Below are 14,102 nucleotides of genomic sequence, written 5' to 3'. Positions count from 1 at the left end.
CGCGTCCTTCTACACTAAAACTGAAGACGCCTTACTGCCCCTCGGCGGGAGTATTCACCAGCGGGTCATTGGCCAGCCCCTGAGGTGCCGTAGCAGGGTTGCCAACAGGATTGCCTGACAGGGGATCAGGTTGCCCGCCAGCGGGCGCGATGTTGCGCTCAAGCGTACTCTCGACCGCTTGCCCGCCGGTTACGTTGACCGCGAGACCCGCCAGCAGAATGGACAGGCCGACAAACAGGATCGCCAGAATGCGCGTTGTTCTGGTGAGGAAATCCGCCGCTCCGCGCGCGCTGAGCATCCCGGTCGGGCTTCCACCCACGCCCAGTCCGCCACCTTCGGAACGCTGCATGAGGATGACCACGACCAGCGCGGCCGCGACGATCGCCTGCACGATCATAAGAAAAGTGAAAAGTGTCATGAAGTCCTGCGTTCCAAGGGGATGCTGCCGCTAGCGGGGCGATGTAATCCGATGTTGTTCCTTAAACAAGCGTCGCGGACTATTCCGCGTCACTGCCTGTCGCGGCCAGGACAATGCCCATGAAGCTCTGAGCCGAGAGGCTGGCCCCACCCACCAGTGCCCCGTTTACGTCGGGCAGGGCAAGGATTTCCCCCGCGTTCTCGGGCTTGACGGACCCTCCATACAGGATGCGCACCTGCTCGCCCTGCTCCTGACCGTATTGGGTCACGAGCAAGGCCCGGATACGGTTGTGCATGGCGGAAATATCATCGGACGAGGCTGTGCGGCCGGTGCCGATGGCCCATACTGGTTCGTAAGCGACCGTCAGAACTTCACTGACACTGGAGCTGAACTCGCCGGCTTGCGGCAAGATCGCCTGCAACTGTTCAAGTACGAAACCTTCCTCCTTACCTTCATCGCGAACGGCCGCGCTTTCTCCGCAACACAGGATCAGTTGCAGTCCCGCGGCAAGCGCCTGACGGCATTTGGCGGTCAGCAGGGCGCTGTCCTCGCCATGATGTTGCCGCCGCTCGCTGTGACCCAGAAGCACGAATTTGGCGCCAACGTCGGCGATCATGGACGCGGCGATGTCACCCGTAAACGCGCCGATGTCGTTGGCGCTGCAATCCTGCGCGCCGACACTGATCTGTTCGGCTTCCGCCTGAACCGCGTGCAACAGGGTGTAGGGCGGCGCGAGCGCGACGTCCACCGCGCCAATACGCTGAGCCGCCCGATCGATGGCGCGCGCCTCCGACAGCATCGCGCGAGTTCCGTTCATCTTCCAGTTGCCGACAACGAGTGGGCGAATGGGCATAAGTGTTCCTGATGTTGTTGGTCGAGAGACGGTGTGCGTCAGCGCCCGTTTCCGCATCGGCGCGCTAGCGCACCTTTCGCCGCAGGTCAAAAGGCACGCACCGCAGTTGCCGTGATCTTCTAAGGCGGTTAAGGCACCGCACGAATTCCGCGCGGATTGCCGACAGCAAGCTGCCTCACCTCCGCCGCGGATGCATGGTCGCAGCAAACAGAGCAGAACGGGTTGCATTCAGGGCGATGAAGTTTTTCCGCAATTTCTTCAAGTCCAAGCTGGGTCTTGGCATCACGCTGGGGTTCTTGGCTCTGATCGCGTTCGCCTTCGCCAGCAGCGATGTCGCCAACACCACCATGTTCGGCGGGGTGGCGGGAGGTGACCGCGTGGCGGTTGTCGGCGATACCAGGATCTCTACCGCTGATTTCACCCGCAGCGCAAACGATGCTGTCCAGCGGCTGCGGCAGCAGGATCCCACCTTGTCGATGTCGGCATTCGTCGCACAGGGCGGTCTTGAGCAGGTTCTGGAGCAGATGGTCAGCCGGACAGCCATCGCAGAATATGCCGGCCGCATCGGGCTGCGCGCCGGGACCAATCTCGTCAACAGCGAGATACAGGGCATCTCCGCGTTTCGCGGGCCCGATGGCCGGTTCAATCAGGCGATCTATACGCAGGCGCTTGCTGCCCAGGGGCTGAACGACCGGCTGGTTCGGGATGATCTGGCTGCCGGCCTGCTGGCGCAGCAACTGCTGCGGCCGGCGACCTATGGCACGGTGATCCCCAGTTCCGTGGCCCAGCGCTACGCTGCGCTGTTCAAGGAGCGCCGGCGCGGAACGATCGCGTTCCTTCCAAGTGCGGCTTTCGCCCCTGCGGGCGACCCCACAGACGCGCAGTTGCAGGCATTTTACCAGACGAACCGGGATCGGTTCATCCGGCCGGAACGACGCATCTTGCGCTTTGCCACCTTCGGAGCCGACGCGGTGAGCGGGCAAGTCGAGCCGACCGAGGCAGCGATCGCTGCTTACTATCAAGCCAATCAGGCGCAGTTCGCGGCATCCGAGACGCGCAGTTTCACCCAGGTAATCGCCGCCACACAGGATCAGGCAAATGCCATCAGGCAGGCTGCGCAGGGTGGCCAGTCGCTTGCCAACGCGGCGCAGCAGGTTGGTCTGCGGACGACCAATCTTAACGCACTCAGCCGCGCCGCTTTAACCCAGCAGGCTTCCGAAGGAGTAGCGCAGGCCTACTTTGCGGCACCTGCGGGCGCTTTGACCGCTCCGGCCAGAAGCGCATTGGGATGGCACGTTGCACAAGTGACGAACATCACGCGGCAGCCGGGCCGCACCTTGGCTCAGGCAAGGGGTGAGATCGCCGCCACCCTTCGGGAGCGCAATCGCACCGAGGCGCTGAATGCCTTGAGCGAAGAAGTGGAAGAGCGTCTCGCGCAGGGCAGTTCGCTGCCGCAGGTTGCCCAGACACTTGGAGTTCAGGTCCGGACCACTCCGCCTGTCACTGCCGAAGGTCTCGTCTATGGATCTCTTGATCAAACGATCGATGCGGCGGTGCGCCCTGCCGTCGCGACCGCGTTCCAGATGGAGGAGAGCGAGCCGCAACTGACCGAGATCGCCCCGGGGGAGTATCTGTTATTCGATGTGCAGCGGATCACTGAAAGCGGTGTGGCTCCGCTGGCGGAAATCCGCGGCGACGTTGCGACGGCATGGCGCCTGGCCCAGGGTCTGGCCGCTGCCAGCCGGGCCGCCGACCGGCTCGCCGCCCAAGCTCAGGGCGAACGCACCCTGGCGCAAGCCGCTGCTGCGGCCAGCGTAACCCAGGCGCAGATCGAAAACATTGACTTGACCCGAGAGCAACTGGCCCAGACTGCTTCGCAGCGGGTGCCCCCGCCGCTCGCTCTGTTGTTCAGCATGGCTTCGGGTACATCAAAGAAGCTGGAGGCCGAGCAGGGCCTGGGATACTACGTCGTGGATCTTCAGTCGGTCGAGGCGGGGGCGCTGGCGTCCAGCGACCCACTGGTTGCGCAGGCCCGCTCGTCCCTCGGACCGCTGCTCGGAGACGAATACGCGCAGCAACTGGCAGCGGCCGCTCGCGCTGCAGTCGGTTACGAGCGGAACGACGCCGCTTTCACGGCTGTACGACGCCAGCTCACCGGCACCGAGTAAGTCTGCACATCAGCCGATGATCGACATACAGGGAGCGGAGGTTGCAGCCGCCAGCTTGACGCGTGGTCATCCCGCTTGCGTGCACCTGCAAATGGTGTCGGACACGCTGACCCCGGTTGCGGCAGCCCTGCGGTTGATGGAGCCTGCAAGAGGCGACTTCCTGCTCGAATCGGTGGAGGGTGGTGAAACCCGCGGCCGCTATAGCCTTCTGGGCGTAGATCCGGACCTTGTGTTCACCGCCAAGAATGGGCGCGCCCGGATCAACCGCGTCTGGAAGAAGGATCGAGAGGCATTCGGCGCGTTAGAGGAAGCCCCCTTGCAGGCTTTGGAGTCGCTGCGCCGGGAATGCTGCTTCGACGTGCCTGCCGCCCTCCCCCCTGTTCTCGCCAGCCTGGTCGGCTATCTGGGGTTTGAGGTCACGGCCTTGATCGAAGACCTCCCAGCCCCCGCACACGATCCTTTGTGCCTGCCTGATATGGCGTTCGTCCGGCCATCGGCAGTGGTCATATTCGACCAGCTCAAGGATGAGGCGTTTGCCCTCGCGCCCATCTGGACATCTCAGCCCCTGCCTCCGGAGCAGGCATCGAAATGTATCGACGAGGCGTGCGAGCGGCTCCGCGCACTTCATGCCCGGCTGGAGTCGGGCCCGATGTCGCCTGGAACACAGCGCGGCTCAGGTCCTGATCCGGCCGAGGTACACTCTCCGGCAGCCGCCCTTGCCCCTACCCGGTATCGTGAACTGGTTCGTCAGGCGCAGGAGTATATCGCCGCAGGCGACGTTTTTCAGGTTGTCCTGGCGCAGCGTTTCACCGCCCACTTCGATCTGCCCGCGTTGGACCTGTATCGCGCCCTGCGCCGTATCAATCCTTCACCCTTCCTCTATCTGCTGGACCTGCCGGGCTTTGCGCTGGTGGGATCAAGCCCGGAGATACTCGTTCGCGTGCGGGACGGGGATGTGACCGTGCGTCCGATCGCCGGCACCCGTCCGCGGGGCCGCGACACCGCCGCGGATCGTCAGATGGAGACTGACCTGCTGAACGACCCGAAGGAGCGTGCAGAGCATCTCATGCTGCTCGACCTCGGGCGCAACGATGTGGGGCGCGTTGCACGGTCCGGCACCGTGAAGGTGACGGCCAGCTATACCGTGGAACGATACAGCCATGTCATGCATCTGGTCAGCAACGTCACGGGCAGACTTGCCGAAGGCGTGGGTCCATTGAACGCCGTGCTGGCGGGGTTTCCGGCAGGCACTGTCAGCGGCGCGCCCAAGGTCCGGGCCTGCCAGATCATCGCTGAACTGGAAAACGAAGTACGCGGTCCTTACGCCGGAGCGGTGGGCTATTTCGCTCCGGACGGATCGGTGGACAGTTGCATCGTCCTTCGAACAGCGGTCCTCAAGGATGGCCTGATGCATGTGACGGCAGGCGCCGGCATCGTGAAGGACAGCGACCCGGAAGCCGAGCAAAGGGAGTGCGAGGCCAAGGCCGGCGCGTTGTTCGCGGCGGCCGATGAAGCCAGAAGACTAGCGGCGGCCGAACGGCTGACCTAAAGCGTACGATGATGCTCCGCTCGAAAGCCCTGTTCCCACTGAGCCTGATTCTCGCGCTTGCTGCGGGATGCGACCAGCAGCAGCCCGGCGATCCGCTGGTTCGAACGCCCATTCGTACTGGCGCGGCCGACACCGCCACCCCGTCTCAGCAATCCAGCCCGAACGAATCGCGGGTGCAGGTGGAATCGTCCTGCCGCCCGGTGATCTTCGAGAATACATCCTTCACGCATTGCCTCGCTGTTCCGGCACGCCACACGATCCGTACCGCGTGGCGCGGAAGCGATGATCAACCGCTGCGCAGCTTTGCCCGCTATGCCGCCAACGCCGGTGACGCGGCCGCGTCGGTCGCCTTTGCGTTTAATGCCGGAATGTTCGATGAAGATGGCCAGCCCATCGGCTACTTCGTCGAGGATGGAGAGCGGCTGCACACGCTGAACACCGGCACCGGCGAAGGCGATTTCTACGCCAAGCCCAACGGCGTGTTCTTCGGGACCGACGATCAATGGCAGATCATGACCTCTGACGCCTTCCTCAAGACGGTTTCAGAGCGACCCAAGTTCGGTACGCAGTCCGGTCCCATGCTGGTCATCGAAGGGCGGCTGCATCCCGATATCGCGCCGGATGGCGATGATCGGGTGTTTCGCAACGCCGTGGGTGTTGATGCAAACGGCCGGGCGCACTTCGTCATCAGCAATGCGCCGGTGAGTTTCGGCAAGCTCGCGCGTCTGTACCGGGACAAGCTTGAGGTAGGCGATGCGCTCCACCTCGATGCCAAGGTATCGTCCTTGTGGAGTCCCGCAAACGGAAGGATGGACGATGCCAGCCCGCTGGGACCTCTGATCATCGTCGACAGGCGGGCGAACACCGAATGATCCTGGTTCTCGATAATTACGACAGCTTCACCTACAACCTTGTGCACTATCTGCTGGAGCTGGGCTCCAAGGTGGAGGTCGTCCGCAACGACGCCCTCACCGTTGACGAGGCCATGTCGGCCGGTGCGTCGGGGTTTCTCATTTCACCAGGGCCGTGCACTCCTTCCGAGGCGGGCATCAGCCTGGAACTCGTCGCTGCCTGCGCCGAGGCTGGTCGTCCGCTTCTCGGCGTGTGCCTGGGTCATCAGGCAATCGGGCAGCACTTCGGCGCACGTGTGGTGCGTGGCGGCCTGATGCACGGCAAGACCAGCGAGGTGGCGCACGATCAGAGCGGGGTGTTCACCGGGCTGCCATCGCCGTTCACGGCCACCCGCTATCATTCGTTGGTGGTCGAAGACGTGCCGGATACCCTGATCGTCAACGCGACCAGCACGACTCCCGGTATCGACGGCACTGCCGTCATGGGTCTGCGTCATCGGGCGCTCCCCATCCACGGTGTCCAGTTCCATCCGGAAAGCATTGCCACACAGCATGGGCATGCCCTGTTGGCAAACTTTCTGGCCATCTGCGACGCCGACGCGCGCGCCGCGGCATGAACGGTATGCCTGACCCGCTGGTCCGCCTTGATGCCCAAGCGGCAGAGGCAGTGTTCGGCAGGATCCTCGACGATGCCACCCTGCCAGAGGAGACGATTGCCGATTTCCTCATCGGCTTGACCGAGCGCAGCGAAACGGCCGAGGAGATTGCCGGCGCGGCACAGGCGCTCAGAGCCCGGCTCCTCCCTGTCGACGCGCCGCCAGGCACGATCGACGTCTGCGGAACCGGAGGTGACGGCCATCACACGCTGAACGTCTCCACGGCGGTCAGCCTCGTGGTAGCCGCCGCGGGTGTGCCGGTAGCCAAGCACGGCAATCGCGCTGCCTCGTCCCGCTCGGGCGCCGCTGATACGCTGGAGGTTCTGGGCCTGGACATGGCCGCAGCCGGCAGATCGGCAGAGCGTACCCTGGCGGAACTGGGCATCTGCTTCCTCTTTGCCGCGAACCACCATCCCGCGATGCGCCGAATCCAGCCAATACGGCAGCGGATCGGCCGGCGGACCATTTTCAACTTGATGGGTCCGCTCTCCAACCCAGCGCGCGTGGAGAGCCAACTGATCGGCATCGCACGCCCCGCCTATGTGCCCATCTACGCGGCGGCGAAGGCGATGCTGGGAACGCGGCACACCATGATTGTGTCGGGCGACGAAGGGCTCGATGAACTGAGCTTGGCTGGGGGTAACGAGATCGCCGAGGTTCGCGGCGAAACCTATCTGATGCGACGCATGACCGCACAGGATGTCGGCCTGCCGCATTCCCCCGTGCAGTCCATTCGCGGAGGCGATCCCCGGCATAACGCGGCGGCGCTGCGTGCGTTGCTGGACGGGTCGCCCGGACCATACAGGGACGCAGTGGTGCTGAACGCAGCGGCCGCGTTCCATGTTGCGGGCAAGGGAGCGGACTGGCACGAACGGCGTGCCCTGGCCGAAGCCAGTCTCGACAGCGGACGTGCGCGGCAGTTGCTGCATGACTGGATCGCCATGGCGCAAAGGAATGGCACGTGAACAAGCTTGACGAAATCTGCGCGGTCAAGCGCGAGGAGGTCGCGAGCGGCAAAGCAAAGGCGACGCTCGGCGATCTCGAACGGCGCGCGGCGGAGCAAAGCGCTCCACGCGGTTTCCAGCAGGCGCTCGCCTCAGCGGCAGGTAACGGCTTTGCGCTGATCGCCGAGGTGAAGCGGGCGAGTCCGTCAAAGGGGCTGATCCGCCACGACTTCGACCCGCCCGCTCTGGCCGCGGCTTACGAAGCAGGAGGGGCGGCATGCCTGTCAGTTCTGACTGACGAGCAGTTCTTTGCCGGGCATCAGGACTACCTGCGATCCGCCCGCGCCGCCTGCCACTTGCCGGTTCTGCGCAAGGATTTCATGATCGACCCTTGGCAGGTTTACGAGGCGCGGGCGGCGGGCGCAGATGCGATCCTGCTGATCGCGGCGATCCTGGAAGATGCGGTCATGCTGCAACTGGAAGCGGCAGCGCGGGATTGCGGGATGGACGTGCTGGTCGAAGTGCATGATGAATCAGAGATGGAGCGTGCCTGGCACCTGCAATCTCGTCTGATCGGCATCAACAATCGCGACCTGAAAACATTTTCGACCGACCTTTCGGTCTGCGAACGTCTCGCTCCACTGGCCCCGCCGAACGCCCTCCTTGTTGCCGAAAGCGGCATCTCTACTCATGATGATTGTCAACAACTGGAGCGCAGCGGCATCCGCTGTTTTCTGGTGGGCGAAAGCCTGATGCGGCAGCAGGACATCCACGCCGCGACGCAACGCCTTCTTCAGGGCTGAACAGGCCAGGCGGAAGGCGGCAGGCGGCGCCACCATCACAAATTCATAGCAAGACCTCTTGCACGCTTTGCGACAATTGCACCGGTTACTTGACGTTGCGAGCAAAGTTGCCTAATTGTTCTGCATCCGTTCACCATGTCGTCCCGGAATGATGACTTGGCCTGTCTCGCGGGAGAGGTTTGATGCTTACTGCAAAGCAACACGAATTGCTCAATTTCATTCAAGCGCGACTGGAGGTGAGCGGCGTTTCGCCATCATTTGAAGAAATGAGAGAAGCGCTCGACCTGCGCAGCAAGTCAGGTGTGCATCGTCTGATTTCAGCGTTGGAAGAACGCGGCTTCATCCGCCGTCTGCCCAATCGTGCCCGTGCTCTGGAAGTTCTGCGCAACGCAGACGACAGGAGCAGCCTGGCGACCAGGCAATCGTCACCGCGCACGATCAGCACGAGCAGCTTCGGCAGAGCGGATCTGCGGCAACCCGCGAACGATATCGTCGAGTTGCCGCTGCATGGCCGAATAGCCGCGGGCGTTCCCATCGAAGCTATCGAGGACCGCGTCAGCCTGAGCGTGCCGTCCGCCCTGCTTGGACCAGGAGAGCATTACGCGCTCGAAGTTTCCGGTGACTCCATGGTCGAGGCGGGGATATTCGACGGTGACTACGCGCTGGTGCGCCGCACGGAAACCGCCCGCGACGGAGAAATCGTGGTCGCGCTCGTCAACGACGAGGAAGCGACGCTCAAGTATCTGCGGCGCGACAACGGACGCATTCGCCTTGATCCGGCGAACTCGGCCTATGATCCGCAGGTGTATGAGGCGCATCAGGTCAAGGTTCAGGGCCGGTTGGCAGGACTGCTTCGCCGCTATCACTGACCTCCGTTTCGGTCGGGCGCGCTCCACCAGCCGTGCCGGCCCTGATGGTCGGCCACCGCTTCCACGCGATGTTTGTCCAGGTAAATGGCGATGCCTCCTGTACGGGAGAGATGCTGGCGATCTGCCTTCAGCCAGGCTGGCCGGCAACTGCGGGGCAGCCGGCGGCCTGCAATCACGATGTCCACCTGCGAACAGGCTGCGGCAAGCTGCCGCTCCTCGATCATGACGTTGTTGCGGGCAAGAAGCAGGCGCCATTCGCGGCCCCTGCCCGGTACGTTGGCGACACAGAACTCCGGGCTGCAAGCGGCGTCGCGCCAACTCGCCAGGTGGAGAACGTCACCGTCTGTCGCGGACAACTCCTGCAGCTGTTCAACGGCATAGCCGCCGGGTTCTCCGCGCAGGATCAGGAGCTTGCCGGATGAATCGCGGATCGCCGCATTCTTCCCATCGCCCGTGACGAGCACATCCGGCACGGGCGTCAGAATGAGCAGGATCGTCGCCACCCCAACCGGCAGCAGCCCCGCAAGCCGGACCGGACCGCGCCACAGAGCAAGCCACATTCCACCTATGGCGAACAGGGCGATGGTTGCTCGATCCATTTGCGGAAACAGTCTGACAGCTCCCGGCTGCGCGGCCGTGAAGCGGGCTATTTCGAGCAGCAGGTTGAGCGACTGCTCGACCGCCCACCATGCTGGCGCGCCTACTCCCACCACGTCAAGCAGCAAGGCGAACGCGATCAGCGGCATGGCGCAGAACGTGACGAGCGGAATGGCCATCACATTCGCAAATGCTCCGTAAAAGCCGGAGCGATGGAAATGGAACATAACAATGGGGGTGAGCGCCAGCTCGATAACCACGCCGGTCAGGAACAAAGCGGCAGTCTGCCGCCCTAGCCTGTGCGTCAAGCTCTCGCCCGACCTAGCGAGAAACTTGCGCATCGGCTCCGACCCGTGCAGCGCCACGATGGCAATCACTGCCGCGAAGCTCATCTGGAAGCTCGGCCCAAGCAGTGCCTCAGGAGAAAACAGCATCACCACGGCCGCGGCAACCGCGATCATCCTTAGCGACAGCGGCTCGCGACCGAGAGCCATCGCAGCCAGAACGAGCAGGGCCGCAAGGCAACTTCGGACGGTCGGAACCTCGGCTCCGGTCAGCAAGGTATAGCCTACCCCGCCGGCAGCGCCGATGCCCGCCGCAAGCAGTGGCAGCCGGACACGGAGCGCAAGCCACGGCCATAGCCCGAGCAGTTTCAGCGAAACCAGATAGCATGCCCCGACAAGGGCGCTGACATGCAATCCGCTGATCGAAAGAAGGTGCGTTAGCCCGGAGTCGCGCATCGCATCTTCGTCGACCTGAGAGATGGCACCGCGATCGCCGCTGGCGAAGGCGGCCGCGATAGTGCCGGCGGACCCCTCCACTTGCCCTCTGACGTGCGCTGCCAAACGGCGCTGCAAATCGGGTAGTAATTCACCCTGTGCGGGCGGCGCCTTCGATATCTCGACATCTCCGATCAGTGTGCCGGATGCGGAGAGCCCGTCGAACCATGCCTTTCTTGCGAAATCATATGCGCCGGGTACCAGCGGCGGCGCTGGCGGAAGCAGCCTTGCGCGCAGGCGCAGATGCGCTCCTTCCCGGAGCGATCCTCCGTCCCTGGCAAGTGGCACGTTGAGCCGGACTTTCATTGCCCGCCCGTCGTCGGCGTCCCGCACGGCCAGCAGCAAGCGGACACGGTCGTTAGCGGGCTGTTCGGTGCGTTCCAGAACCACCGCATTTAGCACCCTTACCTGCGGGTGGGGTATCGCGGCGGCACCCACCAGTTCCGATTTAGTCCATACCAGCGCCAGTCCCGCCGCGCACACCAGCGGCATGGTCGTCCCTGCAAGCAAAAGGAGATTGCGATCAGCCCGGCGACCCCAGACCCCCCAGACCGTCACGGCGCAGAGCAGCAGCCCTGTCATCGCGGCTACCCAGTGCATGGGGGACGGCAGCGCAAACCATGTCGCAATTCCCGCGCCCAGCGCTACCGTCAGCCAGGGTCCACGATCATTGGCGCTGGTTGTCAGGAACGCTTCGACTTTGTCCGTCCATCTGGACAAGGAGACGCGTGTCAGCCAAGAGCGCTGCATTGCAGCATCGTACGCCTTGCCTGGCATCGGCAATGTGGTCATGGCCCAGTCAGTACGCGGCAACCGGTAAGGATTGGTGAAGGAGGTCGGGCAAATGGCGGCAGACGGACGGCAGGTAGTGACGCGGTTCGCGCCTTCCCCGACCGGCTTTCTGCACATTGGCGGCGCACGCACCGCCCTGTTCAACTGGTTGTTCGCGCGTCACCACGGCGGAAAAGCCCTCCTTAGGATAGAAGACACCGACACCAAGCGGTCCACGCAGCAGGCCATTGATGCGATCATCTCGGGGCTCGACTGGCTTGGCCTGGACTACGATGACGCGCCTGTGTTCCAGTCCTCCCGTGCCGAGCGTCATCGGGACGTCGCTTTGCAGCTCCTGGCGGGGGGTTACGCCTATCGGTGCTACGCCACCCCGGAAGAGCTGGAAACGATGCGGGCGGAACAGCGCGCCGCCAAGCAGCCGATCCGTTACGATCGGCGGTGGCGAGATCGTGCTCCTGCCGACGCGCCTGCCGATCAGCCTTTCACCGTCCGCCTGCGTGTGCCGCAAGACGGCGACACCGTGATCGAAGATGCCGTGCAGGGTCAGGTGCGGGTCGCGAACAAGGAAATTGACGATTACGTCTTGCTCAGGGCGGACGGCACACCGACGTACATGCTGGCGGTAGTGGTCGACGATCACGACATGGGCGTGACCCATGTCATCAGAGGTGACGACCACCTGAACAACGCCTTTCGTCAGTTGCCGATCTTTCGCGCAATGAACATGATCGAGGGCGGCTGGCCGGACCCGGTGTTTGCGCATATTCCGCTGATCCATGGCAGCGACGGCAGCAAGCTGTCGAAGCGCCACGGAGCCTTGGGGGTAGAGGCATATCGTGACGAATTCGGTATCCTGCCGGAAGCGTTGATGAATTACCTCCTTCGGCTCGGCTGGGGCCACGGCGATCGCGAAGAGATCACCCGCGAAGAAGCAATCGCCCTGTTCGATCTCGATGGGATTGGTCGCAGCCCATCACGGTTCGACCTGAAGAAGCTTGAACACATCAACGGGCACTATCTGCGGCAGGCTGACGATCACCGCCTCGCCGCTTTGGTGGCCGAACGCATGGAACGGGCGCCGAACATGGAACTGTTGGCCCGCGCCATGCCCGCCCTCAAGACAAGGGCGAAAAACCTCAACGAACTCGCTGAAGGTGCGCGATTTCTGCTGCCGGGTGAACCGGCAGTGATGGCGGAAAAGGCGCAGGCTCTGCTCGAGGGGGACGGACTCGCCCGCCTCCAGATCGCGGCGACGGCTCTGCGGGCAGCCCAGTCGTGGACGCTGGATGCGCTTGAGACAACGCTCAAGCATGCAGCCGACGCGCACGAGATCGGTATCGGAAAGCTGGCGCAGCCTTTGCGGGCTGCCCTGACAGGCTCTACGACATCGCCCGGTATTTACGATGTTCTCGCGTTGCTCGGGCGTGAGGAGTCGCTCGCGCGGATAGATGCTCAACTCGCGTCCGTGCGAACTATGGAACACGATCAAGGAGAATAGGGTGTCCGCCATGCATGCCAAACTGGAGCTCGACAACAAAACCCACGACTTTTCGATCCTGACCGGCACCTGTGGTCCGGATGTCATCGACATCCGCAAGCTGTACGGGCAGACCGGCTGCTTCACCTACGATCCGGGTTTCAAGTCCACAGCCAGCTGCGAAAGCGCGCTGACCTTCATCGATGGCGAGGAAGGCGTTCTGCTGCACCGCGGCTATCCCATCGGACAGTTGGCGGAGCATTCTAGTTTTATGGAGGTGTCATACCTCCTCCTGAACGGAGAACTGCCCAGCCACGACGAGCTGGACGATTTTACCTATACCATCACCAGGCACACCATGCTGCACGACCAGCTGCGGCAGTTCTACCAGGGATTCCGTCGCGATGCGCATCCCATGGCGATCATGTGCGGGGTGGTCGGCGCATTATCCGCTTTCTACCACGACAGCACCGACATCTCCGATCCTGAACATCGCAAGATCAGCAGCCATCGGCTGATCGCCAAGATGCCCACGATTGCGGCCTGGGCTTATAAATACGCCATAGGCCAGCCATTCATGCAGCCGCACAACGACCTGAGCTACACAGGCAATTTCCTGCGCATGACCTTTGGCGTCCCGGCAGAAGAGTACGAGCTGCATCCGGCGGTAGAGCGCGCGATGGATCGCATTTTCATCCTGCACGCCGATCATGAGCAGAACGCTTCCACGTCGACCGTTCGGCTTGCGGGATCGTCCGGCGCGAACCCGTTCGCCTGCATCGCGGCGGGCATAGCCTGCCTGTGGGGACCGGCGCACGGCGGCGCGAACGAGGCAGCCCTGAACATGCTGCACGAAATCGGCACACCGGACCGCATCCCGCATTACATCGCGCGCGCGAAGGACAAGGACGATCCGTTCCGCCTGATGGGCTTCGGTCACCGCGTTTACAAGAACTACGATCCTCGCGCCGCAGTCATGCAGAAGACAGTGCGCGAGGTTTTCGATGCGCTGAAGGTTTCCGATCCTGTGTTTGAAACGGCCCTGCGGCTGGAAGAAATTGCGTTGAACGACGATTACTTCAAGGAAAAGAAACTGTTTCCGAACGTCGATTTCTATTCAGGCATCATCCTGTCTGCCATCGGCTTCCCGACCACGATGTTTACGGCGCTGTTCGCGCTGGCCCGGACCGTCGGCTGGGTGGCGCAGTGGAACGAGATGATCTCGGACCCGGACCAGGTAATCGGTCGACCGCGGCAGCTTTATACCGGCCCGACACAAAGGGATTATGTACCGCTGGAAGATCGCTGATCCTGTGCGGCCCGTCTGCACCGGCTGACCGGAGCGG

The 14,102-nt window shown here is 63.2% G+C and carries 12 protein-coding genes; 9 read left to right on the top strand and 3 right to left on the bottom strand.

The features are described from left to right. Positions 1–31: 31 nt before the first annotated feature. Both secG and tpiA read right to left on the bottom strand, forming a co-directional pair. Positions 32–418, bottom strand: a complete 387-nt coding sequence (gene secG / locus LHJ54_RS10415; protein WP_228243829.1) for a preprotein translocase subunit SecG — start codon at positions 416–418, stop codon at positions 32–34. Between the two features lie 79 nt (positions 419–497). After that, complete coding sequence (gene tpiA / locus LHJ54_RS10410) at positions 498–1,271, bottom strand: triose-phosphate isomerase (protein WP_228243828.1); 774 nt, start codon at positions 1,269–1,271, stop codon at positions 498–500. Positions 1,272–1,507: 236 nt separating this feature from the next. Between tpiA and LHJ54_RS10405 the strand changes: the two genes are divergently transcribed. The 7 genes from LHJ54_RS10405 to lexA all read left to right on the top strand — a co-directional run bounded on the left by LHJ54_RS10405 (position 1,508) and on the right by lexA (position 9,111). Then, positions 1,508–3,439, top strand: a complete 1,932-nt coding sequence (locus LHJ54_RS10405; RefSeq protein ID WP_228243827.1) for a peptidylprolyl isomerase — start codon at positions 1,508–1,510, stop codon at positions 3,437–3,439. Between the two features lie 16 nt (positions 3,440–3,455). Further along, positions 3,456–4,988, top strand: coding sequence for an anthranilate synthase component I family protein (locus tag LHJ54_RS10400; RefSeq protein ID WP_228243826.1), 1,533 nt, complete (start codon positions 3,456–3,458; stop codon positions 4,986–4,988). 8 nt (positions 4,989–4,996) lie between these two features. Continuing rightward, positions 4,997–5,860: a phosphodiester glycosidase family protein gene (locus LHJ54_RS10395; protein WP_228243824.1), complete on the top strand. Its 864-nt coding sequence runs from the start codon at positions 4,997–4,999 to the stop codon at positions 5,858–5,860. Then, positions 5,857–6,456: an aminodeoxychorismate/anthranilate synthase component II gene (locus LHJ54_RS10390; RefSeq protein ID WP_228243823.1), complete on the top strand. Its 600-nt coding sequence runs from the start codon at positions 5,857–5,859 to the stop codon at positions 6,454–6,456. The genes LHJ54_RS10395 and LHJ54_RS10390 overlap by 4 nt, the downstream gene beginning before the upstream one ends. After that, positions 6,453–7,460 (top strand): anthranilate phosphoribosyltransferase, encoded by a 1,008-nt coding sequence (gene trpD, locus LHJ54_RS10385; RefSeq protein ID WP_228243822.1) that lies wholly within the window; start codon positions 6,453–6,455, stop codon positions 7,458–7,460. Before LHJ54_RS10390 ends, trpD begins: the two co-directional genes overlap by 4 nt. Next, positions 7,457–8,242, top strand: a complete 786-nt coding sequence (gene trpC / locus LHJ54_RS10380; RefSeq protein ID WP_228243821.1) for an indole-3-glycerol phosphate synthase TrpC — start codon at positions 7,457–7,459, stop codon at positions 8,240–8,242. The genes trpD and trpC overlap by 4 nt, the downstream gene beginning before the upstream one ends. Positions 8,243–8,424: 182 nt before the next feature. Then, entirely contained in the window at positions 8,425–9,111 is a 687-nt protein-coding gene (gene lexA, locus LHJ54_RS10375; RefSeq protein WP_228243820.1) for a transcriptional repressor LexA, read from the top strand. On the opposite strand, the gene LHJ54_RS10370 is transcribed toward lexA, so the two are convergent. Next, complete coding sequence (locus LHJ54_RS10370; protein WP_241721440.1) at positions 9,105–11,279, bottom strand: ComEC/Rec2 family competence protein; 2,175 nt, start codon at positions 11,277–11,279, stop codon at positions 9,105–9,107. The two genes, lexA and LHJ54_RS10370, sit on opposite strands and share 7 nt — an antisense overlap. A 52-nt stretch (positions 11,280–11,331) precedes the next feature. Between LHJ54_RS10370 and gltX the strand changes: the two genes are divergently transcribed. Continuing rightward, positions 11,332–12,777, top strand: a complete 1,446-nt coding sequence (gltX, locus tag LHJ54_RS10365) for a glutamate--tRNA ligase (RefSeq protein WP_228243818.1) — start codon at positions 11,332–11,334, stop codon at positions 12,775–12,777. Positions 12,778–12,787: 10 nt separating this feature from the next. Next, positions 12,788–14,065, top strand: coding sequence for a citrate synthase (locus tag LHJ54_RS10360; protein ID WP_228244353.1), 1,278 nt, complete (start codon positions 12,788–12,790; stop codon positions 14,063–14,065). Positions 14,066–14,102 lie beyond the last annotated feature (37 nt).

The sequence above is a fragment of the Porphyrobacter sp. GA68 genome, from assembly GCF_022605525.1.
In the GTDB taxonomy this organism is placed as follows: domain Bacteria; phylum Pseudomonadota; class Alphaproteobacteria; order Sphingomonadales; family Sphingomonadaceae; genus Qipengyuania_B.
Note: the sequence above shows the minus strand (reverse complement) of the source record. Positions and strands in the feature narration are given on the sequence as shown.

Excerpts from the sequence above, each read along its gene's own strand:
- secG (WP_228243829.1), bottom strand. The coding sequence starts at position 418 with ATGACACTTTTCACTTTTCTTATGATCGTGCAGGCGATCGTCGCGGCC.
- tpiA (WP_228243828.1), bottom strand. The coding sequence starts at position 1,271 with ATGCCCATTCGCCCACTCGTTGTCGGCAACTGGAAGATGAACGGAACT.
- LHJ54_RS10405 (WP_228243827.1), top strand. The coding sequence starts at position 1,508 with ATGAAGTTTTTCCGCAATTTCTTCAAGTCCAAGCTGGGTCTTGGCATC.
- LHJ54_RS10400 (WP_228243826.1), top strand. The coding sequence starts at position 3,456 with ATGATCGACATACAGGGAGCGGAGGTTGCAGCCGCCAGCTTGACGCGT.
- LHJ54_RS10395 (WP_228243824.1), top strand. The coding sequence starts at position 4,997 with ATGATGCTCCGCTCGAAAGCCCTGTTCCCACTGAGCCTGATTCTCGCG.
- LHJ54_RS10390 (WP_228243823.1), top strand. The coding sequence starts at position 5,857 with ATGATCCTGGTTCTCGATAATTACGACAGCTTCACCTACAACCTTGTG.
- trpD (WP_228243822.1), top strand. The coding sequence starts at position 6,453 with ATGAACGGTATGCCTGACCCGCTGGTCCGCCTTGATGCCCAAGCGGCA.
- lexA (WP_228243820.1), top strand. The coding sequence starts at position 8,425 with ATGCTTACTGCAAAGCAACACGAATTGCTCAATTTCATTCAAGCGCGA.
- LHJ54_RS10370 (WP_241721440.1), bottom strand. The coding sequence starts at position 11,279 with ATGACCACATTGCCGATGCCAGGCAAGGCGTACGATGCTGCAATGCAG.
- gltX (WP_228243818.1), top strand. The coding sequence starts at position 11,332 with ATGGCGGCAGACGGACGGCAGGTAGTGACGCGGTTCGCGCCTTCCCCG.
- LHJ54_RS10360 (WP_228244353.1), top strand. The coding sequence starts at position 12,788 with ATGCATGCCAAACTGGAGCTCGACAACAAAACCCACGACTTTTCGATC.